Origin of the sequence: Galbibacter sp. PAP.153, assembly GCF_037029175.1 — a bacterium.
In the GTDB taxonomy this organism is placed as follows: Bacteria; Bacteroidota; Bacteroidia; order Flavobacteriales; family Flavobacteriaceae; genus Galbibacter; species Galbibacter pacificus.
Genome location: NZ_JAZEUN010000017.1, coordinates 58243 through 81576 on the forward strand (window position 1 = coordinate 58243; position 23334 = coordinate 81576).

Consider the following 23334-nt stretch of genomic DNA (forward strand, 5'->3'; position numbering starts at 1 on the left):
CCCGGCCCTGTGCCCGACCGCAGGGAAGGAGCAGGGAATGCCCACAAAACGTTCTTTATAAATATATTGGGGTCGACTGGTTTTGACAGCGAGTCTAATTGAGGTGTAAGCATGCAGAGCGCTGGGATACAGCTCTTAAATCTCATATTTCACACTTTTTAAATGGCGAGAATAACTACGCTCTTGCTGCCTAATCTGAAGTTATAGTAAGATTTCGGCCACGTTCCCGCAAGGCGGGAAGGCGAGATGTCTCTGGGTAGCCCTTGTTGATGGCGACCCGTTTTGAGGCACCATAAAAGTCAACATAGAAACGGTGTAGCTCCGGCACGGTTTTAAATTTTAAGGAGCTAAGCAAATAGTGGGCGGTTTTCGGTCAGCTATTTGTCGACAATTAAACGGAAACTAAGCATGTAGAAAGCATTTTGGTTGCTTGTTTGGACGGGAGTTCGAATCTCCCCGACTCCACGATAAAGGGTTTTCTTGAGAAAGCCCTTTTTTTTCTTAAACCCTATACTGATAACCTAATAGAGGGAAGCAATTTCCATTCAATTTTACTATGTAAAAATAGTGTTCGGCAGATTAAAAATTACAAACATCTAAAAAAATATAATATGGTTATTATCTGTAATTTAAATTTTTAATGTTGCAAGGGAGCTTACATTTTCTTTCCTTAATCAACCTGAATGGTTTCCATGTCAATTAAAGCAGGGCTGATTTTCCTTATCAAATTAAATCTTTAGGCATAGCCAATATTAATTTTGGCTTATCAATTCTTTATTGTAACGTTCTTTATATTCCCATGGGCTTAACCCTGTAATTTTTCGGAAGACCTCTCGAAATGCCTTTTCATCTGAATACCCTACTTCGTACATTACCTCGTTGATAGTTTTTCGGGTGGTTTCCAGCGATTTTTTGGCAACCTCTACTTTTACTCGTTGTATATATTCCATTGGGGTGTTTCCGGTGGCTTTAATGAACCGTCGGTCGAACTGTCGCCTACTAACTGGAAATTTTGAAGATAATTCCATAATGGAAATTTTTTGATGGGATGCACTTTCGATATATGCCTGAGCTTCTTTTACCATTTCATCACCGTGCATTTTCTGCCCCTTAAAGATAATAAATGAAGATTGGCTTTGACGATCCATTTCAATCTGGAAAACTTTAGAACAATATACTGCCGTCTGGCGGTCGTAGCATTTTTCTACAAGGTAAACCATTAAGTTCAGAAAAGAATAGGCTCCACCATTGGTATAGATTCCATTTTCATCTGTAATTAGCTTGTCCGTTTGCAGGTTTACGTTGGGGAATCTTTTCCTGAAATTTTCTGAAGCTGCCCAATGTGTGGAACAAGTCCTGTTATTCAACAAGCCTGCTGCGGCCAGCAGAAATGCTCCTGTACAGATACTCGCTATTTCCGCCCCGCTTTTGTACTGTGTTTTAATCCATTCTATAAGTAACCGATTACCATTTAGAGCTTTTTCATAGTTATGGTTAAGCGATGGAATGACAATCAAATCGGTCTTTTTTATAACCGATATATCGGTTTGCGGTCTAACACAAAATAACCCGTCATAAAAGTCCACTTCTGTAGAAATGCCTGCCAAGTTTATATCAAATATCCGCTTCCCGCCTTTTTCCCTCCAGTAATCGTTAGCCTTATTAAATATTTTATAGGGGCCAACAATACTGCTCAGGTTGTTTTGACCTTCTGGCACTAATATGGTTAATTGTTTCATATCTTTTTTTACAAAGATAAAAACATTAAATGTCTAAATCAACCCGTCACAAAGTCTATATTACAACCTATTAATCTTATTTTTAGACACTACATTTGGATAATCGTTATTAACGAAGATTATAAAAAAAGTAAATAAATTTTTAACTCCTAAAAAAACAGAAATGGTAAACATTATTCATCGTGTAGGAACTAAAGCTTCTATATCAGAAGTTTATAAAGTATTATCGTCAGTCCAAGGTATTGGTAAATGGTGGACTCAAAACACTTCCGGCACATCTGAAATAGGTAAGACAATAGCCGTGCGATTTCATTCACAAGAAGGAAATGAGATTGGCAGTATGCAAATGCTTGTCAAAGCACTTGTACCCAATAAAAAAGTTCACTGGCACTTTACAGCAGGCCCTGAAGAGTGGCTCGGCACCGATGTAGTCTTCAACTTACATGAGGAAGAAGGGCTAACCATTATCCTCTTTGAACATAAAAACTGGAGTGAAGCAATAGAGTTTACAGCACATTGCAGTATGAAATGGGCCATATTCCTACTTAGCCTCAAAGAACTTATGGAAACAGGAAGGGGCAGGCCCTCTCCCCATGACATCAAAATCGATAACTGGAATTAAACATTATTATCAGTATTTATAAATTAATTCACCTCATGGAAAAAAATAGCTTCAAAACTAATATAGCGGTAGATAAAAGTCTAAACGAAGTCTTTATAAGTATCAATAATGTACGCGGATGGTGGTCAAAGAATCTAATAGGCAAAACAGATGAGCTTAACGCAACGTTTACCCATCGTGACAGATATCTTAACGTAACGTTCAAGATTGCCGAACTCTCGAAACAAAAAATCGTTTGGGAAATCGTATCAAGTCATAACAATATGTTTGCAGATAATCTGCATGAGTGGGAAAATACTACGATAATATTTAAAATCACAGAAACAGAGGGTACAACACATATCGATTTTACACATGATGGGCTTACGCCTCATTTTGAATGCTATAATGTATGCTCAAAGGCCTGGGATTTTTTTATAAACAATAGTTTAAAAGGTTTTATAGAAACCGGTAAGGGCGACCCTATCTCCGGCAACTATGCCTCTTTTACTACTTCTTTTACCGTAAATAAAACTGCTGAAGAAGTATACGAAGCGGTCAATAATGTACGTGATTGGTGGCTTGAAGATATTCAGGGAAGCACAGGGAAGCTCAATGGAGAATTCAAGTTTTTTGTTAATGGAAAACTTCAATTCCATTTTAGGATTATTGAAATGCTGCCGTTTGAACGGGTTGTATGGCTGGTAGTAGATCAAAATTTCGCAAACACCGAAAAGCAAGAATGGAAAGGCACCACATTGCTTTTTGAAATATCGGAACAAGGTGGACAAACCCAACTTCGTTTTACACATCAAGGACTTGTCCCCCCTTTTGATTGCTACAAAACCTGCCAAAATGCTTGGCAAAACTATATCAATATCAGTTTGCATAACTTAATCGTTGAAGGCAAGGGGCAACCAAATCAGTGGTGATTCAAAATCAAGGATAATTCCGACCTAAATAAGAGTGAAAAAACAGCAAATAAAAGGTCAGGTACAATAGCAAGGCGAAACCATTATGTATAACCGTATAAAGTTTAAGTACTTGCTTTTGAAGTTCCAGATTAACCGCTTAAAAGGTTAGACTCGGTTATACGGTAATCATTCATAGTATACTGTTGCCAATTCCCGCTTACCAGTTGCGCTCTTAAAATTTACCCATCCCATTGCCATAAAAAAGATTTACTCTTTTAAAGATTATATCTTATAACTTCAATAGTTTATCTATATTTTATACTTTTATATAATTAAATTACCTAATAATCAGCTATTTAAAATTTAAATCAACCAACTAGACAAGTGAACAAGAATACCAAAAATACTACTCCTGCACTGCCATTTGACATCAGCATTGGGACAAAAGGTATTAAAGATTATAACTTGCATTATACCTTGATTGAATTTAATCTAAAAGAAGCGTTTTTAAATATATTCCCACGAATCGGTTTTTTAGTTTGTAATTTATTTATTGGTGATACGTTAAACTGTAGATTTTTAAACTATACCAAAGATGCATTTTATAGCAACCGACTTTACATAACCGGCCTGTTATCAAAAGGTTCTTTATTTTTCTCAATGAATAATAAAGGAAAGGGTTATGCTTTTAAGTTACACCCGGTAATAGGTTATCATCTTTTAAAAACCCCCATGGACGAACTCTCTGATAAACAGGTCATGGTAAGTAATGTGCTTGATGTAAGCGGACATTTACTAAAGAGGTTGGAAAGGAATGAAGATATCGGTTCTATTAATAACCAATGCCTTACCCGTTTCTTATGGAAGGTTCTTCCCGATAAAGCCTCTTTTTTAAACGATCCGATATATCATGCTGTTAACTATGTTATAGAAAACAAAGGAAAGGTAAGTATCAAACAATTGGCAGAAAAATTTTGTATCAGTCAGCGTACTCTACAAAGACAATTCCTCGTCAAAGTAGGCCTCACCCCTAAAGCTTATTCAAGTATATGGAAAGTACAGAACGCTATAGGGCTTATTGGAAGTAACCCCAAAATGAGTCTTGCAGAGGTAGCCTTTCGGGCAGGGTATTACGATGTTGCCCATCTTGCCCATGACTTTAAGAGCAGGATTGAACTTCCTCCTTCTATATTAAGGAATAAGTTAAACCCACTCACACGAACTTACCTCGAAAATAAGGTGATTTTTGAATAATGTCCATTTTTTACAGTACACAAACATCAGCAATCACCTAATTTTATGACAGTTATAGTTTTATTTTACCTATATAATGAAGAGGAAAGGGATTTTGCACCAATAATTAAACAACTATAGTAAGGTCTTATTACATTGAAAATCCAGGTATTAATATAGGTTCCCTTATATAAGCCGTAGCATATTGTAACCAATCTTTAAACAATATAAATTATGAAATTACTTGTAAAAGTAACTCTTTTAGGGGTGTTCTTATTATTAATGGCATGTCACCAATCTTCTAAAACAAAAAGCATAGCTAGTAAAGAAATGGATAAACAACCTGTTGAAAGAGAGTTAAAACCAAGAATAATAAAAGTTAACGGGGTTAATCTTCATTATGTAGAAAAAGGTAAAGGAAATCCCGTAGTTTTTGTCCATGGGGCTTTTGGTGATTATCGGACCTTTCATAATCAAATGGGAGACTTTTCCCACAAATATAGAGCCATTTCTTATAGTCGGAGATATTATCACCCCAATAATATACCAATCGATTCAATTTCTGACTTTAGCAAGGTAAATATAGATGACCTTGCCTCTTTTATTCAATCCCTAAGTACGGTGCCCGTACATTTGGTAGGCCATTCTTCTGGCGCATGGATTGCATTGCAGGCTACAATTCAGCATCCTGAACTAATCAAAACTTTAACTTTAGGCGAACCACCAGCTTTTGAATTACTTATTGGAGACCCTAAGCGCGATTCAATAATGAATATATTTCAAACAGATTACCAACGAGCAATAAAGGCATACAGCCAAAATGAAGATAAAAAGGGGACTAAACTTTTTCTAGAAATGGCTACTGGTGACGCACATTTTTTTGACAATCTCCCTGTTTTTGACCAAAAGATTATTATGGATAATATTGCTGAACGAAAAGCCTCATTACTTGCACAAAGCCGCAAGGCCGATCCGGTCCCACTTCATTGTAGCGATATTAAAAACATTCGTGTGCCTGTATTGCTCGTAGGAGGGGGAGAATCTCCGGGATGGGTTGGCTACATTATGGACAAATTGGAGGCTTGTATAGAAAACAAGAACCGGGTAATATTACCAAATACAACCCATGGACTGGAATATCAAAGCCCGGAAGCCTTTAATAGAGCTGTTTTGCAATTTATAGGAGAACATGAAAAGTAGAAAAAAACAAACATTCACCTCTTACACAATATAGCCTCAGTAATCTAATGAAAAGAAATACATTAAAATTATGGAAAACAACAAAAATCGCATCGCTATTATTGTTGCAGTAATCGGTTTAATCGGATCATTGGGAGCGGTTATTATTGATAAAACATTATCAAAAGACAGTCAAAACTCTAATATGGACATAGGTCCGCATGCCCCCAAAATTGAGATTAACCAAATATATACCATATGGGGCGAAAAATTAATGCAATTTTATTTAAAACCAGGTAAGTCAAAAACCATTAAGGCCAATGAATTGTATGAATATATAGCTACCTATCCAGAACCTTCCTGTGCAGGGCCTGGATTTGTGGTGTATACTTGGCAGATAAGGCAACCGTACCCAAAAGGAGGCGACCTGGAAATAAGAAGAACTCTACAAGGAGGAATGACAGAACAGGTAAGTATGGGATCTACAGGCAAAGAAACAATGGGGTACTGCCAAGAGCATGTTTTTAAAAATAATGGAGGGGAGAAAATCTATGTGGAAATTAGATATGCATCTGCTGCCAATCTCAATAATTAATATTGAAACGATACTAAAAAGTAGAAAATATAAAACCTAAACTACATTCATTGGGGTTATTCCCCGATAAAAAAGACCATTTATATTAGATTTTAAAAGAACTCCAAAGTTTTTGTTAACTTTAATAGCATAAATTTTAGTAAAATGTAAAGTCATGCCACTTTATATGGACTTCCATATTATTCCGGACGTAACAATTGAAGATGTTAAAATGGCCCATATTGCAGATAAGGCCGTTCAGGATAGGTTTGGGGTAAAATACCATCAATTTTGGGTAAATGAAGATGCGGGCACTGTTTTTTGTCTTATGGAAGGCCCCAATAAAGAAGCATGTGCCGCAACCCATAGAGAAGCTCACGGAAATATTGCCTGTAAAATTGAAGAAGTAGCGGTTGGTTTTTATCAATCTTTTATGGAACATAACTCAAAACTGGATGGTGGAGTTGTGCTTAACAAAGATGGAACTGCTGATAGAGGTTATCGATTGGTACTGGGCATCAATATTTATGGCAATACCAAGATTACTTCTAACCGGGATTATAAAAAATTACGGCATCCCGATAAGCCGAAAAAATTTGTTGCCGAAATAATAACCAAATATCAAGGAAAACAAATCAGGCCCTTTGTAGACGATAGCATCATGGCGGCCTTTAAGAGTCCAGAGAATGTCCTTAACTGTGCACATCAAATCCATAGAGAGTTGAGTAAGCGGAGACATGAACATGAAAATTCCGAATGGAACATTACCTATAAAATGGGAATTGGGTGCAGTCAGCCCCTTAACGAAAACCAAGGCTTTTTTGAACAGGCAATTAAATTAGCAGAAAGGTTGAGTTTAATAGCCGGTAAGCAAGAAATTCTTGTCTCGAATACTGTAAAACGGCTATGCAATAATAATATATTGAATAACTGCCCAGTGTTCCTTAGAATTTTAGAGGCATCAGAAGAAAAATTCCTAAACAATCTTTTTAATGCAGCTGAAGAAAAACTTTCTAACGACTGCTTTTCCATAAGTAGCCTTGGGCGGGATATTGGTATAAGCAGGCCACAACTCTATCGCAAAGTACAATCCATAATAAAAGATACTCCAAACGGGTTTATCCGCAATCTTAAAATGCACAAAGCCCTTTTACTCCTTAAAGAACAAGAATTAAATATTTCTCAAATTGCACTGGAAGTTGGTTATAACAACCCTTCTTATTTTGCAAAATGTTTTAAGGAAACTTATGGTGTTTCCCCTTCACAGGTCCTTAACTAGCATTAAAATACCATTATTATACTGTAAATGAGACACCTGTAGCCGATTTTGAGAAAAATCGAGTAGCCCCCCTTTCTTATAACCCTTAGTTTTGTTGATGTAAAATATATTACTTCCCTCATCCTTTTACATAGATTGGTCTGCCATTTATTACATGGCAATAATCAACTGTATTATAAAATTAAAAAACCAATAAACGCAAGTCAATGGAACCAACTATCAAAGAACTAAAACACAAAATAGAAGGAAACGTAATACTGCCTATAGATGATAATTATGATGAAGCCCGAAAAATCCACAATGCCATGATAGATAAAAGGCCAAGTATTATTATAAAATGTCGAAATAACAATGACGTTATACAGGCAATTAATTATGCCAAGGAAAACAGCCTTGAGGTTTCTATCCGTAGTGGCGGTCATAACGGACCCGGGCTTGCTCTGTGTAATGATGGCCTTGTTATTGACCTTTCATGCATGAAAGAAATAAAGGTGAATGCCAAAGCACAAACCGCTAAAGTACAATCTGGCTGCACATGGGGTGAAGTAGATGCAGCTACACAAAAATATGGATTGGCTACCGTAAGCGGAATCATTTCTACTACGGGAGTGGGGGGCCTAACTTTGGGGGGCGGACATGGATATTTAACCCGCAAATATGGACTAACCATAGATAATCTGTTGGAAGCGGAGGTAGTTCTAGCCAATGGACATATAGTTAAAGCCAGCAAAGAACAGCACCCCGATTTATTTTGGGCCCTTCGCGGCGGTGGCGGGAATTTTGGAGTAGTAACTTCTTTTACGTATAAATTACACCCCGTAGATTCTGTTATTGCCGGACCTATGTTTTGGACAATCGACAAATTGGAACCCACCTTAAAATGGTACCGGGAATGGTTGCCCAATGCCCCAGAGGAGATAGGTACTTTTTACCTCATAGCCGAAGTACCTTCGGCCGATCCATTTCCAGAAGCTATCCGGGGAGAAAAAGTTTGTGGACTGATGTGGAGCTTTATTGGAACAGAGCAAGCATTTAACCCTATTATCCAAGAAGCCAGGAACATAGCCGAACCGCTATTCGAGTTTACTGGTCCCATGCCATATACTACTTTACAGAGTATGTTTGATGGATTATATCCAAAGGGACATCAGCAATATTGGAAAGGTGATTTCGTCCATGAATTATCGGATAAAGCTATCCATGAACATCTTAATTTTTCACAGGTTCCAACTTCTCAATCGTGCATGCACTTATATCCTATCGATGGTGCCGTGCACCGGGTTGGAAAGAATGAAACAGCCTGGAATATGCGGGATGCCAACTGGTCTATGGTAATTTTTGGCGTAGATCCCGACCCGGCCAATAAAGAAAAAATTACTGATTGGGCACGAGCTTATTGGGAAGCGCTTCATCCTTTTCATCAAAATGGGGCTTATGTAAATTTCATGATGGAAGAAGGTGAAAACCGGGTAAAAGCTACTTATGGTGATAACTATGACCGACTACAAAAAGTGAAGGCTACATACGATCCTGATAATTTTTTTCATGTAAATCAAAATATCAAGCCTAAAGAATAAAACGATGAGGCTTCAAGAGAACCAAAATGCTTTATTAATAATTTTATTATAGAATACTGAAAGCCCACACACTTACGCATATCCAACAAACCAAATTAAATAAAAAATCCCATTAAAATAATAGATATGAAAATCAATAAGAATAATATTCCAATAGCAATGGAAGGTCCGGGAACCGTCATGCGGACTCAGAACAACTTTGGGAAAATGACAGTATGCTTTAACGAATTACCTAAAGGAACAGATTTTTCACCCCTATTAAACGGACTTGACAACAACAGTTGTCATTGCCCCCATTGGGGATACGTATTAAGCGGCTCTTTGCTTGTAAAATACGATAATGGAAGCGAAGAAATCCTTACCGAGGGAGATGTTTACTTTCTTCCAAATGGCCATACAGCCATTGTACAAGAAGATATCATGTTAATAGAGTTCAGCCCTTCTAAAGAATTTAGTGAAGTAATGACCCATGTTGGAAAGAAAATGGCTGAATTGGGTTGAAAAACATAATTAAAATTCAAAAATCATGAAACATAAAACAAATTATTCAGTTGCAATACTTGTATTATTTTTTTTCGGTTGCTTCATTATGTTAAATACCGTCCATAGCCAATCAGAAAGTAAAAAGAACAGTACTAAATTTAAAGTTGCAGCAGCACAATTGACACCTGTTTATATGGACCGGGAAAAATCGCTAGAAAAAGCCTGTAAAGCCATTATAGAAGCAGGTAAAAATGGGGCAAAACTAGTAGTTTTTCCCGAAGCTTTCATTCCCGGATATCCAGAATGGGTGTGGCATACCATGCCAAGCGATTGGGAACAGAACAGCGAAATGTATGTAAAACTCGTCAACAATGCTGTAGCTATCCCCAGCCCTACCACCAATAAGCTATGCGAAGCCGCAAGGCAGGCCAATATAAATGTAGTTATTGGAATAGACGAACTCAACACAGAATCCAGCAATGCAACCATATACAATACCATATTATTTATTAGTGATAAGGGTGTACTGCTCGGTAAACATCGCAAATTGGTACCCACCGGAGCAGAAAAAATGGTTTGGGCAAGAGGTGATGCCAACACACTCCAAACATATAATACCTCAGTAGGTAAACTTTCTGGCTTGATCTGTTATGAAAATAAAATGCCTTTGGCCAGGATGGCCTTGTATAATCTTGGCACACAAATAATGGCCTCGCCTACAGCAGACGACACCGACTCTTGGTTGGCTACTGTAAGAAGTAATGCTTCTGAAGGCGGAATGTATGTTATAAATGTATGTTCCCCGGGAAACAGAGATTGGATTCCCGATACATACGAATTTAAAAAGAATATGCCCAAGGATTGGTCCAAAAAAGGAAATAGTTGCATTATTGGCCCCGGAGGTCATATTTGGAAAGGTCCCGTTGAAAATAAAGAAACTATTATTTACTGTGATATTCTTATCAAGAATATAATCGAAGGCAAACGTATGTTTGACGTTGCGGGTAATTATTCCCGTCCCGATGTATTTAAATTTTCGGTCAAAGAAGATGAAAAATAGAGCCATAAACTATGGTAAATGCCATATTTTATAATTAAGAAGTATCTGGTGGTTTTTATTTATGATTTATTGGATATTTCTGATATGGATGAAAATTATAATTTTTTAAAAAATATCATACGCTTTTAATTTAAATGTCTTTTTACAGTATTTTCTCTACTACTCTTAATCAATTCTACATTTTTTATGCTTGCTTCATATAGAAAATCAATTTTTTAATATTCTCTTCCAAATAATTTATTGAACTCATTTTAATAAATTCACTTAAGGTTGTAAAATATTTCCACTTCTTCCGACATATCGTCCTAAATAATATAAGTAATTTTATATTTTTTTGGAACTCCTTCCAGTTTTATAAAATGACCGCAAACTTTTTAAACAGATGAAACGGATACTCATCTTATACATTTTTGCCAATTTGGGCATATATGCAGGTGTAAACGCTCAACAAAATTATCAGCTTCCAGATAATGCTACCAGATGGCAAATGCTAAAATATGATACGGGAAGTATCTTTAAGGGCATTCTATATTCGTACAGTAGGCCTTTTCATTGGGAACAAAAACAATGGCTAGAATTTGGCGGTGTGGTTGCAGGAACTTCTGTTCTTTACATTTTTGACGATCAAACAAGTAAATATTTTAGGGACCAAAGCAATGATATCCCTCAACCCGTCAAGGATTATGGTTGGTATTATGGGAGTCCGCAAAATAATTATATGCTTACCGGAGCAGTATATTTAACAGGGCTGACCTTAAAAAACGAAAAGCTAAGGCGTACCGGAGTCCTCCTAATTGCCTCCGCCTCGGCTGCGGGGCTATTACAACAAACCAGCAAGTACATTTTTGGAAGGGCCCGTCCCAGAAGCGGGGACGATAAAAATACTTTCTATCCTTTTACTACCGATAAAGATTACCATTCGTTTCCTTCAGGGCATGCCATTTTGGCCTTTACCAATGCATATGCTATAGCCAAACAATTTAAAAGTCCGTGGATAAAAGGAGGGCTGTATACCATAGGCCTTGTTCCAGGGGTTTCAAGGCTATGGGAAGGAGCCCATTGGTTAACCGATGTTGTGGTGGGCGTTGCCATTAGTATTGCTACCGTTGAAGCCATTGACAAATATTTGGACAGCCGTTATGATGAAAAATACAATCAAAAGAACAAACAATATTCTTGGAACCTATCTTTTTCCCCTGGTAGATTAGGAGTTACGGTAGTTTTTTAAGTCCGGCGATTAAAAAAGTAGTCCATCGGTTTTGGATTGCTAACGGAGCGGCTTCCAAATATGTTAAATATTTTTCATAACATAACTGTATTTCAGATATTTGCACCTTCATACTGTACATAGTGTATACCAACTACACTTATCAAATTCGGAAAAACTGGCATCAGCTAGTTGTTACTTAGGGATTCCGAATGTAAAAAGCACAGTGTTACCAACTTCATATAATAATCTATACTTATAATAATTAAATATGTTCTGTATACATGTTCTACCTTGGATATGGGGAAGTGTATCTTGAATATTATTTAATGATCAACTTAGAATAAATGTTTTGTTTGATTTTTTAATGTAAAAGTTGAGTTATGATTATTTTTATTATGTTAGTTTTTGGTTTAACCATTGGTTTGTTAGTCAGTACCGCCGTATTGGCCCTAATGAAAAAAGTTAGCCTTATTCAAGTTAAACACAGGTCTGATAATTAAAAGACACCTGCACTTTTAATGCGTTTATTAAAACTTCGGAAGTTTTTTTATGCCGGTTTCAATAAGTTTACCGCAATAAGCATTGTGGGTATATTGCTATGTCTGTATTTCAAGGATTTATCCAAAATATTTTTTTCTGGTGTTCCTCCCTATGCAGGTAGTTCTTGCGCAATTCCTTAACATTTTTTTGGGTTAAGGTCGTTGCCAGAGCTGTTTTGTCTATTGATGATTCACTGCCACAGGCAATAATGAGATAATTGATACTGGGCTCTTTTAAATCGAGTTCATCAATCCATCTGTACATGGCATTTTTAATTTGCAGTTCGTCTTTTGAACGGATTGCTTTTTTTAAACGATTGAAATAATACAATTCTGAATGTAAATATGCCTTTCTTCTTGCTTTTATGTATTTAAGCAGCCATTTGAAAAATCGAAAAAGCAAAAGTAACAGCAATAAAGCCCCCAATGTGGCAATAACAAATTGCTTGGGCGACAGGCCCAAAATTGTCAGTGTTTTTGTCTCATTTTTATTTTCGTTTGCTACTATTTCTTGTTGCTGAAACATTAACGAGTCCCGAACGCTCTCTAACATGCCTAAATCGGGGTTGGGACCTACATGCACCGTCATCCCTTTCAAAGTACGTTTGTACAGTTTTTTATGATACGAATTGTACCAGGTATATACTTTGTCCGGAATTGTTACATCTCCTTCTTCTTCAAAAAGATACCGCACTGTTTCTGTACGTTGTGCGCTTATGGCCGTTTTAGACTTATTACTATGTATCTCGCTCCTTCCGGGATAAATGCTTACATGGGGCAAACTGTCCCATTCGGTAGGCGGAATAAGCTCTGCAACTGTCCAACCGGCATTTCGGGTAATGGTACGCTCCAAAACATCGCCTACTTTTATATTCTTGGTGCTTCCAGACCATCTTTCGGACACATTTAAGCTCGTGGCTACCAACCATTCAGAATGTTTAAAGTTGGCAGGAATCGGTTTTACATTAATGGTCACCGCTTTACTTTTAACTACTCTTTTTACACCTTTATATCCTCCCGGGGGTGGTGTTTCAACTTCAATGTCCAACGAAGGGAATTGAATGTCATCATCGCTGAAAGGGAATACATGATAAATAAGCTCCACACCCGAATAATTTTTGCCATTTTGCATAAAAGACCTGCTTACGGGCCTAAAATAAACCGTAAAAGCCCCATTAACTGTTATGTTGCCTAAATCCAATCCTTTAGTAAACCAAGTAGAAGTATATACCGTAATACTTACTTGTACAGGCTCGCCCACATAAACACTTTTTTTATTGACCTGTACACTGCTCCATACGCTTTGCGCCTGCAACCATTGGGTTCCCAAGAAAAGGAACGACAAAAACAATATGTAATTTACCTTACCAAGCCGTTTCATTTCCCGTAGGTTTTATATTGTATTTCTTTACCTGGTACCTAAACTTCTTTTGCAGGAAAATAGAAGGGTCATCATCTACTTTTCGCATAAGGAGGTTATTGTTTTGTTTTTGAATACTGGCCTCGATATTATCGGGCACCTCATCGAGCTCTTTTCCTTTATGGATATTAGAGGCAACATCTTCTTCCAGACGCTGTTTCTCCATATCTTTTTTTGTGGCCTCCTGTCCCCCGCCGCTTAAATCTTCCATGCTATTGTTTTGTTTATTTTTCGCCCTTTTATCTGGTGCGGCTTCTTGGGCATTGTCTGGTGTCATTCCATCTGTTTGTGGCAACAATCGCATTAACTGCTGTTGATTTTCCTTGGCATTCTCCAGAGAAGGATCTTTTTCGACCGCTTGGTTAAAAGCAAAAGCAGCCGCTTCATAATCGCCGTTCTTAAAATATGCAAGCCCTAAATTATAGGCTCCCATTGCCGTAGTATCCATAGAAAATTCATCAACGGCCTTTTCATAATCTCCAGCTTTAAAATAGGCCACTCCTTTTCGCATGGGATCTGTATATGTTTTGGCAGCATCTTCAAAATTGTTTTTATCGCTCAACCGTTGCCCTTGATAATTTGGCGTGAACCATACATCTTTAAATGAAGTCCCTTCACCGGAGCATGATGTCAAAAACAAAAACACGAGCGAATAAAGTACCCAGCCCCTTCTAAACCACAATAACATAAAAAAGGCCATTGGAATTACAGCCAGCAAGCCCAAATCACGCCAATCGTTCTCTTTTTCCTGTTTTTTCTCTGTAAAAACCAGATTTTCCTTTATGGTTTTGGCTATTACCTCAACATCGCTATCGTCTAAGGTAAGCGGTTGCACCGTAATTCCCTCTATGGCATTCATGCTTGCCATTACATTGTTGTCTAGGTAAGAACGAACCACTTCTCCTTTACTATTTTTTACCGCACGGCCCCGCATATCTTTTACATCGGCCCCACTTGGTGTGTTCATGGCGAGAATAACCACCTTATTTTTAGAGTTTTGAACAAACGTATTTAAAATGGCACGCTCTTTTTCTTCAAAATCATCAGAAAACACTACAATGGTGCCCGGTGCCTTGGTTACTTGTGTAAGGGAATCGCCCAGTTTCAATGCCGCTTGGAGATCGGAGCCCGGATAAGGCATTACCGATGGCTTTAGCCCCTCTACATGACTGTTGATTATTTTATAGTCTTTTGTTAGCGGAACAATAGTATGTGCCGTTCCCGCAAAACCTATCAAGGCCATGCGTGCACGGGGATTGTATTTTATTAAATCTTTAATTTTAAACTTGGCACGCTCCAAACGATTGGGCTGAATATCTTCGGACATCATACTTTGCGATAAATCCAGCAAAACAATCATTGGGGTCTCCAGTTTTTGCCCCGGTAATTCTATTTTTTTCCATGTAGGCCCCGATAATCCCATAATCCCAAACAAAAAAGCTATTAATAGTACTATATGCATCCATATTTTTATGGCATTGCTCCCTTTTGATATTACATAAGCACGAAGGTGAGGGGCAATAATCTTTTTCCATTTTAATTCTTGACGCATTGATAATAAACTGATAATGATAAGTACTATTACAGGCACCATCAACCATAAAAATTGTGGCCTCAGAAAGTGAAAATCACTCCAGTTTATAGGGAGCAGGTCTTTATACATACAATTCTTTTCTTTGGTTGAACAGTTTTATAAAGTTTACTATGGTCAAGATTACCACCATTACCAATAAAACCCCGATGGCTGCCCCCAACGGATAATAATACAATAAGGTAATGGGTTTGTTTTGCTCCTCCTCATATTCTATGGGCTCCAATGTGTCCAGTTCGGTATAAATTTCTTCAAGGCGGGCTTTATCTTTTGCCCTAAAGTATTGTCCGTTGGTTACTCTTGCAATTTCCTGTAGTGTGCGTTCGTCCAAGTCTACGCCTGCTTTCCCGGGGTCGCCAATTCCTATGGTATATATCCTTACCGTATCCCTTTTTGCCAAATCGGCGGCATCTAAAGGTAAAATATCCGATCCTGCATCTACACCGTCTGTTAAAAGCAACATTACTTTTGTTTTAATGGTATCCCGTTCAAACATTTCTACCCCTTTGGTAATGGCTTTCCCAATGTAGGTTAATTGTCCGGCCATACCAACATCGGCTTCTTCCAGCATTTGGTCCACCACTTGTAAATCGGGTGTAAAAGGCGCTTGTATATAGGCGTTGGAAGCAAAAAAAATGAGCCCCATCCTGTCTCCTTTCCTCTTTTTTATAAATTCGTGCATTACCTGCTTCACGGCGTCCCATCTTCTGGCTTTTTTACCATTTATTGTCCAATCGCTTTGTGCCATGCTAAAAGAAATGTCGGCCGCTATTAAAAAATTCCGGGACGTTTTTACTTTCATCTCGGGTTTTCCAACCAATTGGGGAGAAGAAATAGCTACCAATAGCAGTACCCAGCACAAGAATAGCCCCAACCAGACCAAGAAGTTGCGCCGCTTTACCAAAGCAGACTTCCTTGGCTTTTGGCGGGTATAATCCAAAGCTTTGTTGAATACCGGCAGGAATAGCGAAGCACTTTTTATGCGCAATGCCGGAAGAAAGAAGTATATCAACAAGGGCAATGGCACTAAAAAGAAGACCCACGGGTATGCTATTTCAAAATTATCGGGCATGAGTACGTATCCACTTTTTTGAGTTCAACAAGATTAGCTCCCGTGTTTCGGGGGCCAGTGTATTGCTTCTATAAGTTACCTCTTCTATATCTTCTTTATAAGGAGCAAACAAGGGTTCGTCTACGGCATCGTCTAAAAATTCGAGCCACTCCCTTCCGTAAAGCGGGCCCACCGTTTCCCTTCCAAAAGTTTGCATTGCTACAACCTTTACTATTACCAATATATCTAATACCGACCCTGCCTGGTTTAATTTTGTTATGGCCTCGCGCCTGTATGCATTTTTATAATACCGTTTTATTAAATAATAAGCAATAAGGCATGCCAAAACAACCAAAACGATGGCAAGGACTTTCCATCCTATGGTTTCGAAGGTAAACGGCACCCTTTCCGGCTCGTACAGTGGTGCGAGTTTTAAGTCTGCTGGCTTTATTGCAAGCGTATCTTGCATTTTTAGTGCTATTGGCATCAACTTTTTGTATTTATTTTCCCAAAAACGTCTTTCAGTTGGTCCTCAATGGGCGTAATGGTATCAATCATAAAAACAGGAATTCGGTATTTCTTCATGGTATCTTGAAAAAAGAAAAAATCTTTATCAAATCCCTTTTTAAAAGCTTCAGAAATTTTTTTGCTCCTTCCGTCCACGGAAATTTGACGCTCCATGTTCCCGGCCACGAACTTTGTATTGGGGATGGAGTGTTCCATGGGGTCGTTTATTTTTGCCACAATTAAATCGTTATGTCGCGAAATGGCAGCAATGGCACGGATAATCCCTGGATCGTACCGAACAAAATCGCTTATAATAACAACCAGGAAATCGTGCGTTACTATATTGCGTATGCGTTGTGTTATATTCTTTAGTGTATCGTCTATAGCTACAGGCCTGGCATCTTTTAACTTGTGGTTTCGCTGTACAATTTTTTCAAGTAGGTGAACAATGTTCTTCCTGTTACGTTTGGGGGCAATTACATCATATCCATCATCAGAAAAAATAACCCCGCCTACCCTATCGCCTTCCTTAAAGACCCTAAATGCTGTAATGGCGGCCAGTTCTGCGGCAACAACGGCTTTTGTCTTGTTTACCGAGCCAAAAAACATGGAATACGATTGGTCTACGACGATCAAAACGGGTTTTTCTTTCTCTTCGGTATACACACGGGTATGTGTTTTTTGTGTCCGGGCAGTAACTTTCCAATCGATGTTGCGTATATCGTCTCCTTTGACATAATTTCTAACTTCTTCAAAGTCCAAACCCCTTCCGCGGAGCTTGGAAGCATGTTTTCCCGAGAGCACACTGTTTACTTTGTGCTTGCGTGCCAACAGACTAAAGTGATGTGCCATATGTTCCTTTTTGAGCAGTTCGCCCAAAGAGATAAACACATTTTTAGGATATGCTTCTGCCTTTGCCATTGTTTGTTTTTATGCGGTTACTGCCACTTGCTTCAACACGGCATCTATTACCTCGTTGGCCGATACCCCATCGGCATTTGCCTCGTAGCTCAAGATAATGCGGTGGCGCAGACAATCGTGTACCACGGCCCGAATGTTTTCGGGGGTTACCGTATTGGCGCCTTGCATCCAGGCATGCACCCTGCTGGCCCTATCTATGGCAATAGAGCCCCGTGGACTTGCGCCATAATCCAGCCATTTGTCTATTTCTTCACTGTATTTTGAAGGGTAACGTGTTGCCGAGATAATATCTACTATGTATTTTTCCATAGCCTCAGAGATATTCACACTGGCTATTTCCTTTCGGGCATCAAAAATAACCTTGGGGTCTAACCGTTCATGCTTTCCTTCCTTCGCTTTTTTCTGCTCCTCCCGGTTAAGTTTAATAATCTTAAGTTCGGAGGCATCGTCGGGATAATCGATCATGACATGCATCAGGAAACGGTCCATTTGTGCCTCGGGCAATGGGTAAGTACCTTCCTGCTCTACCGGGTTTTGTGTTGCCATTACCATAAATAGCGGATCCATTAAATAAGTTTTCCCGGCTACAGATACCTGCCGTTCTTCCATAGCTTCCAACAATGCCGATTGTACCTTGGCCGGTGCCCGGTTGATTTCATCGGCCAATATAAGGTTGCTAAATATGGGCCCTTGCTGAAAAACAAACTTTTCCTTGAGCTCGGGCTGATATATCTCTGTTCCGGTAATATCCGAAGGCAATAAATCGGGAGTGAACTGTATCCTGCTCAATCCACAGTTCAATTCTTTGGCCAGGGTCTTGATTGCCCTTGTTTTTGCCAGTCCCGGCAGGCCTTCCAACAACATGTTCCCATCGGCCAGTAGTACCAATATAAGTCGCTCTATTAAAGTATCCTGCCCAATGATGGCCTTGTTCATTCGTTCGTGCAAAGATGCAATGGCTTCATGTGTGGTCATATATTATATGTTTTTAAAATTAATTATACATAAGGGCAAAGGGTAAAAAACAAGGATGGCCATAGATAACCACCCCTGTAATTTTCTTGTTGATATGTTTTTTTATGCCTAATTAATTCCTAGGTGGTGATGCTAATTGCTGAACTACCTTATCTATAGACAGAGAAGACCCCGTTTGTGGCGGAAACTCTTTAAAAGTTGATAAAAACTCGGCAGCATAGCGTTGCGCAGGCACAAACAGCCACATATTCTCACCATACCAACGTACATACATCCTGGCATCTGGCGACACTTCATATGGGTCTGCCCTCAAGTTAATAATCAACGGCCAACTGGGAGATTTTCTATAAGCTTCTGTTATATCTCCTTCCATAATGGTAAAATGTAGCTTCCACATTCCATAACGGATGGCATTTAGGTTTCCTCCTGCATCAAAATAGAAAATTTCTTTCCGGGGTGCTTCTTTTACTTCACCCTTTAAATAAGGGAGGAAGTTATAACCATCTAGGTGCTGCTTAAAGGTCTTGCCATTGGCACTGTAGCCTTTTAATACCTTCTCTTTTATATTGGGCTCCCCGGCAGCAGCCACAAGTGTTGGCATCATGTCTTCATGAGAGAAGATATCGTTGTATACGGTCCCCGGTTTTATAACCCCCGGCCAGCGAATGGCACATGGCACACGGAAACCGCCTTCCCAGGTAGTCCCCTTTTCTCCACGGAATGGGGTACTTCCCCCATCGGGCCATGTAACCTTCTCGGCACCATTGTCTGTAGAATACATTACTATGGTATTGTCTGTTATGCCAAGTTCATCCAGTTTATCGAGTATCCTGCCCACAGCCTTGTCATGCTCAACCATTCCATCGGGATATAGGCCTATACCTGTAACCCCTACACTTTCTTCTTTTAGATGTGTCCATACGTGCATACGTGTGGCACTTAACCATACAAAGAAGGGTTTACCATCTGCATGTGCCTTTTCAATAAATTTAATGGCTGCATCTTCAAATTCCTCGTCTACAGTTTCCATTCGTTGTTTCGTTAATGGCCCCGTATCTTCTATTTTTCCATCGGCAGTACTATGGATTACACCACGCGGACCAAATTTTTTACGGAAGTCTGGATCTTTTGGATAGTAGTATCCTTCCGGCTCTTCTTCTGCATTTAAATGGTACAGGTTACCAAAAAATTCATCAAAGCCGTGGTTGGTTGGCAAGTGTTCGTCCTGATCGCCCAAGTGGTTTTTACCAAATTGCCCTGTGGCATAGCCCTGGGGTTTTAGAAGGTCGGCTATTGTTGGTTGAGAGGCCTCAATACCATGTTTGTCTCCCGGCATACCAATGGTTAACAGCCCTGTCCTGAAAGGGTGCTGCCCTAAAATAAATGCTGCACGCCCTGCGGTACAGGATTGTTGCCCGTACCAATCGGTAAATACAGCTCCCTCGTTTGCAATACGGTCTATGTTAGGGGTTTTGTACCCCATAAGCCCATTGTTGTTAAAACCTACATTGGACCAACCAATGTCGTCCCCCCAAATCACTAGAATATTGGGCTTGTCTTGAGCAATTAGAAAATTAACCAATAGATATGCTATTGGTAAAATAATAGATTTGTTTTTCATAATTATTTTTAGTTTATATTAAAAATGTATAGGTATAAGGGGGACTTATAATGCTATAATTTTATCCTGCTATAAACTTTAACTTTCTATAATCTATAAATGTAGTAATACAATAATACCTTTATATACAAGGTATTATAAACATAGGTGGGGAAGACTCATTTTTTATAAATGTAATAAATAAAAATATAATGTCCATTATATTTTAGGGCATAAATTTTTATTTTTTTTTTGCAGTGCTATAATTTTTCGGCACCTACCGTTATTCATTAAAACCATAAAAACCTCATAATCAGGTATTAATATATGCAATCAATGCTTCATTCTATGTTTTGAATGTATAAATCTTATTTTTCAATGCTTCATTCTATGTTTTGAATGCATAAATCTTGTTTTTCAATACTTCATTCTATGTTTTGAATGCATAAATCTTGTTTTTCAATACTTCATTCTATGTTTTAAATGCATAAATCTTATTTTTCAATGTTTCATTCTATGTATTGTGTGCACAATATTGATTTACTAATATAAAAGTTACTTTTTTGATGGCTTCTTATTGATTTTTTATATTTTTTAGCAAGCAATGTATATATTACTTTCCTCAATATACACTATTAAAACTATCTTTTTCATCTAAAAAGCTTCAAAATTGTAATCTTAAACTTACATAAAATACATTAATTTTGTGTATTTAGGTGATTTTTTTCATTATTTAATATCTTATATAGTTATTATGCTGTATATTGTCGATTATAAATTTTAAATACTATTAAAATGAAAGCAAAGACTTCTTTGAATGACCGATTGAAACATTTTGAAACAGCATTAGACAATGCAATGAACAGCCATGAAGTAAGAACGGCACTTGCCAAATCCGGATATGATAGTAAAAAGATATCTGAAGGTAAAAAGCTGGTAGAAAACACCTATGCTGCTTATCGCGACCTTGACAAAAGGAAAAACGATCTAGATAATGCCCCTATAACCTATAAAAAAATGTATAAAGAGGTAGATCCCACTTATAGGGAACACCGCCTAAAGGCAAAAGTTTTGTTTAATAAGGATGAAAATATATTAAAAGAACTTCGCATTGATAGGAGCATCCCAAATAAATATACCGATTAGCTTTCTAATGTAGAAAAATTTTACAGCACAATACTGGCAAGTGAAGATCTGTTACAAAAATTAAGTACATTAAAGCTTACTAAAGCAAACATAGACATGACTTACAGTAAGGCAATGGAAGCAGATCGTTACCGCAAGCTACGGATTGAACTTGATGGTAATAAACAGGATGCTACTAAAGAACGTAATAAAAGTTTAATGGACCTAAATACATGGATGGGGCATTTTTATACTATTGCGCGAATAGAACTTAAGGAACACCCCCAATTATTGGAATCTTTGGACAAGGTGGTTAAAAGTTAGCTGTCAATTTTTGTGCATACCGAAGAAAACGGGACACAGAAAAGTAAAAAACAAAGAATGCCCAACATACTACGGCCCTAAGTCTTTTTATGCGTTGTGCTTATAAGATATATTAGGGTTTTTTATGGGGCATTCTCACTAGTGTCCACTAAAAATTAATATATGTTCTTTGAAACCCTTGTAATCCGTAGCTTTCAGCGTTTTTTTATAGCGTGACGATTTGAATGGCTATGTTGGGAAGATTTTATAACACTTCCCTATGAACACAGGCAAATATGTTTTTTCGCAAGTCACATCTTTTTTGCCCCGGCGCGTTTTTGATCGTATTGTTACCAAACATCATGGTAATAAATACGTTCGGCATTTTACATGTTGGAATCAACTACTTTGTATGGTTTTTGGTCAATTAACTAATCGGGAGAGCCTTCGTGACTTAATTACGGTCATTGAAGCTCATCATCCAAAATCGTATCATCTTGGTTTTGGCAAAAGTGTAACCAGAAGCAATCTGGCTAAAGCCAATGAAAAACGTAACAGCAAAATCTTTGAGGAATTTGCTTACCACCTGATTGATATAGCCCGTAAAAAACGAGCCCATGATGATTTTCAGATCAAAGGAAAGGTATATGCTTTTGATTCCTCTACGATTGATTTGTGCTTAAATGTGTTTTGGTGGGCGAAGTTTCGTAAAACCAAAGGAGGGATCAAACTTCATACACTTTTTGATATCACCACTCAAATTCCGGCATTCATCCACATCACAGCGGCAACGGTAAATGATATGAATGTCATGGACGTGATCCCATATGAAACCGGGGCCTATTACATATTTGACCGCGGGTATGTAGATTATCAAAGGCTTTACCATATCACTCAATGCCAAGCCTTTTTTGTGGTTAGAGCTAAATCCAATTTAAAGTTCAGGCGGATGTATTCCAATAAGGTCGATAAATCCACCGGAGTTTTATGTGACCAATTGGGCAAGCTCTCCGGCTTCTATGTTTCCAAGGAATATCCGGATAAACTGCGCAGGGTCAAATTCCGTGATGAACAAACCCGACGGACCTTTGTCTTCCTGACAAACAATATGGAATTATCAGCCCCTGAAATCGCCTTGTTGTACAAAAACCGTTGGCAGGTAGAACTCTTTTTCAAATGGATCAAACAACATTTAAAGATCAAATCCTTTTGGGGAACATCCGAAAATGCGGTTCGTATCCAAATTTACACGGCTATTATTGCCTATTGCTTAGTAGCTATTGTAGGACATGACCTGAAAACTGACCGTTCAACCTACGAAATATTACAGATTTTAGGTGTATCTCTACTGGATAAAACACCTGTAAAAGAGCTGTTTACGAATACAGATTACAATAATTTCAAAGAACACGAATATAATCAACTGAAAATCAGTTTATTTTAAATGGACACT

At 38.1% G+C, this 23334-nt stretch carries 21 protein-coding genes and 1 other RNA gene; 14 read left to right on the forward strand and 8 right to left on the reverse strand.

The genetic code is table 11. The features are described 5' to 3' along the window. The first annotated feature begins 68 nt into the window (after positions 1 to 68). Positions 69 to 468, forward strand: a transfer-messenger RNA (tmRNA) gene (gene ssrA / locus UXI14_RS12175). A gap of 284 nt (positions 469 to 752) precedes the next feature. Here the strand turns inward: ssrA and UXI14_RS12180 are convergent. Next, on the reverse strand, positions 753 to 1739 hold the full coding sequence (locus UXI14_RS12180; protein ID WP_335966363.1) for a helix-turn-helix domain-containing protein: 987 nt from the start codon (positions 1737 to 1739) through the stop codon (positions 753 to 755). A gap of 163 nt (positions 1740 to 1902) precedes the next feature. On the opposite strand from UXI14_RS12180, the gene UXI14_RS12185 reads away from it, so the two are divergent. The 10 genes from UXI14_RS12185 (at position 1903) to UXI14_RS12230 (ending at position 11867) form a co-directional block, all read left to right on the forward strand. Next, positions 1903 to 2361 (forward strand): SRPBCC domain-containing protein, encoded by a 459-nt coding sequence (locus tag UXI14_RS12185; RefSeq protein WP_335966364.1) that lies wholly within the window; start codon positions 1903 to 1905, stop codon positions 2359 to 2361. 35 nt (positions 2362 to 2396) lie between these two features. Beyond that, the gene (locus tag UXI14_RS12190) at positions 2397 to 3272 is read left to right on the forward strand and encodes an SRPBCC domain-containing protein (protein WP_335966365.1); all 876 of its coding nucleotides are present in this window, start codon (positions 2397 to 2399) and stop codon (positions 3270 to 3272) included. A gap of 366 nt (positions 3273 to 3638) precedes the next feature. Next, on the forward strand, positions 3639 to 4508 hold the full coding sequence (locus tag UXI14_RS12195) for a helix-turn-helix domain-containing protein (RefSeq protein ID WP_335966366.1): 870 nt from the start codon (positions 3639 to 3641) through the stop codon (positions 4506 to 4508). A 213-nt stretch (positions 4509 to 4721) separates the two neighbouring features. Further along, on the forward strand, positions 4722 to 5687 hold the full coding sequence (locus UXI14_RS12200) for an alpha/beta hydrolase (RefSeq protein ID WP_335966367.1): 966 nt from the start codon (positions 4722 to 4724) through the stop codon (positions 5685 to 5687). Positions 5688 to 5757: 70 nt separating this feature from the next. After that, a complete protein-coding gene (locus UXI14_RS12205) occupies positions 5758 to 6261 on the forward strand; it encodes a hypothetical protein (RefSeq protein WP_335966368.1) in 504 nt (167 codons plus the stop codon). Between the two features lie 154 nt (positions 6262 to 6415). Continuing rightward, positions 6416 to 7519, forward strand: a complete 1104-nt coding sequence (locus UXI14_RS12210) for a nickel-binding protein (RefSeq protein ID WP_277901093.1) — start codon at positions 6416 to 6418, stop codon at positions 7517 to 7519. Between the two features lie 206 nt (positions 7520 to 7725). Then, positions 7726 to 9096 (forward strand): FAD-binding oxidoreductase, encoded by a 1371-nt coding sequence (locus tag UXI14_RS12215; protein WP_335966369.1) that lies wholly within the window; start codon positions 7726 to 7728, stop codon positions 9094 to 9096. 126 nt (positions 9097 to 9222) lie between these two features. Then, positions 9223 to 9597, forward strand: a complete 375-nt coding sequence (locus UXI14_RS12220; RefSeq protein ID WP_335966370.1) for a cupin domain-containing protein — start codon at positions 9223 to 9225, stop codon at positions 9595 to 9597. 25 nt (positions 9598 to 9622) lie between these two features. Beyond that, a complete protein-coding gene (locus UXI14_RS12225; protein ID WP_335966372.1) occupies positions 9623 to 10639 on the forward strand; it encodes a carbon-nitrogen hydrolase family protein in 1017 nt (338 codons plus the stop codon). Positions 10640 to 11021: 382 nt separating this feature from the next. Further along, positions 11022 to 11867, forward strand: coding sequence for a phosphatase PAP2 family protein (locus UXI14_RS12230; RefSeq protein ID WP_335966373.1), 846 nt, complete (start codon positions 11022 to 11024; stop codon positions 11865 to 11867). Between the two features lie 591 nt (positions 11868 to 12458). On the opposite strand, the gene UXI14_RS12235 is transcribed toward UXI14_RS12230, so the two are convergent. The 7 genes from UXI14_RS12235 to UXI14_RS12265 all read right to left on the reverse strand — a co-directional run bounded on the left by UXI14_RS12235 (position 12459) and on the right by UXI14_RS12265 (position 20474). Beyond that, on the reverse strand, positions 12459 to 13769 hold the full coding sequence (locus UXI14_RS12235) for a BatD family protein (protein ID WP_335966375.1): 1311 nt from the start codon (positions 13767 to 13769) through the stop codon (positions 12459 to 12461). Beyond that, the gene (locus UXI14_RS12240) at positions 13753 to 15471 is read right to left on the reverse strand and encodes a VWA domain-containing protein (protein WP_335966376.1); all 1719 of its coding nucleotides are present in this window, start codon (positions 15469 to 15471) and stop codon (positions 13753 to 13755) included. The genes UXI14_RS12235 and UXI14_RS12240 overlap by 17 nt, the downstream gene beginning before the upstream one ends. Beyond that, complete coding sequence (locus tag UXI14_RS12245; RefSeq protein WP_335966378.1) at positions 15464 to 16471, reverse strand: VWA domain-containing protein; 1008 nt, start codon at positions 16469 to 16471, stop codon at positions 15464 to 15466. Before UXI14_RS12245 ends, UXI14_RS12240 begins: the two co-directional genes overlap by 8 nt. After that, on the reverse strand, positions 16461 to 16937 hold the full coding sequence (locus UXI14_RS12250; protein ID WP_277901085.1) for a DUF4381 domain-containing protein: 477 nt from the start codon (positions 16935 to 16937) through the stop codon (positions 16461 to 16463). Before UXI14_RS12250 ends, UXI14_RS12245 begins: the two co-directional genes overlap by 11 nt. Next, entirely contained in the window at positions 16937 to 17878 is a 942-nt protein-coding gene (locus tag UXI14_RS12255) for a DUF58 domain-containing protein (protein ID WP_277901084.1), read from the reverse strand. The genes UXI14_RS12250 and UXI14_RS12255 overlap by 1 nt, the downstream gene beginning before the upstream one ends. A gap of 9 nt (positions 17879 to 17887) precedes the next feature. After that, on the reverse strand, positions 17888 to 18853 hold the full coding sequence (locus tag UXI14_RS12260; protein WP_335966379.1) for an AAA family ATPase: 966 nt from the start codon (positions 18851 to 18853) through the stop codon (positions 17888 to 17890). Positions 18854 to 18965: 112 nt separating this feature from the next. Next, the gene (locus UXI14_RS12265) at positions 18966 to 20474 is read right to left on the reverse strand and encodes an arylsulfatase (protein ID WP_335966380.1); all 1509 of its coding nucleotides are present in this window, start codon (positions 20472 to 20474) and stop codon (positions 18966 to 18968) included. 774 nt (positions 20475 to 21248) lie between these two features. Here UXI14_RS12265 and UXI14_RS12270 point away from each other — a divergent pair. The 3 genes from UXI14_RS12270 to UXI14_RS12280 all read left to right on the forward strand — a co-directional run bounded on the left by UXI14_RS12270 (position 21249) and on the right by UXI14_RS12280 (position 23325). Beyond that, positions 21249 to 21599 (forward strand): hypothetical protein, encoded by a 351-nt coding sequence (locus UXI14_RS12270; protein WP_335966381.1) that lies wholly within the window; start codon positions 21249 to 21251, stop codon positions 21597 to 21599. A gap of 96 nt (positions 21600 to 21695) precedes the next feature. Next, positions 21696 to 21902, forward strand: a complete 207-nt coding sequence (locus UXI14_RS12275) for a hypothetical protein (RefSeq protein WP_335966382.1) — start codon at positions 21696 to 21698, stop codon at positions 21900 to 21902. Between the two features lie 259 nt (positions 21903 to 22161). Beyond that, on the forward strand, positions 22162 to 23325 hold the full coding sequence (locus tag UXI14_RS12280; protein ID WP_335966383.1) for an IS4 family transposase: 1164 nt from the start codon (positions 22162 to 22164) through the stop codon (positions 23323 to 23325). The last annotated feature ends 9 nt before the right edge of the window (positions 23326 to 23334 follow it).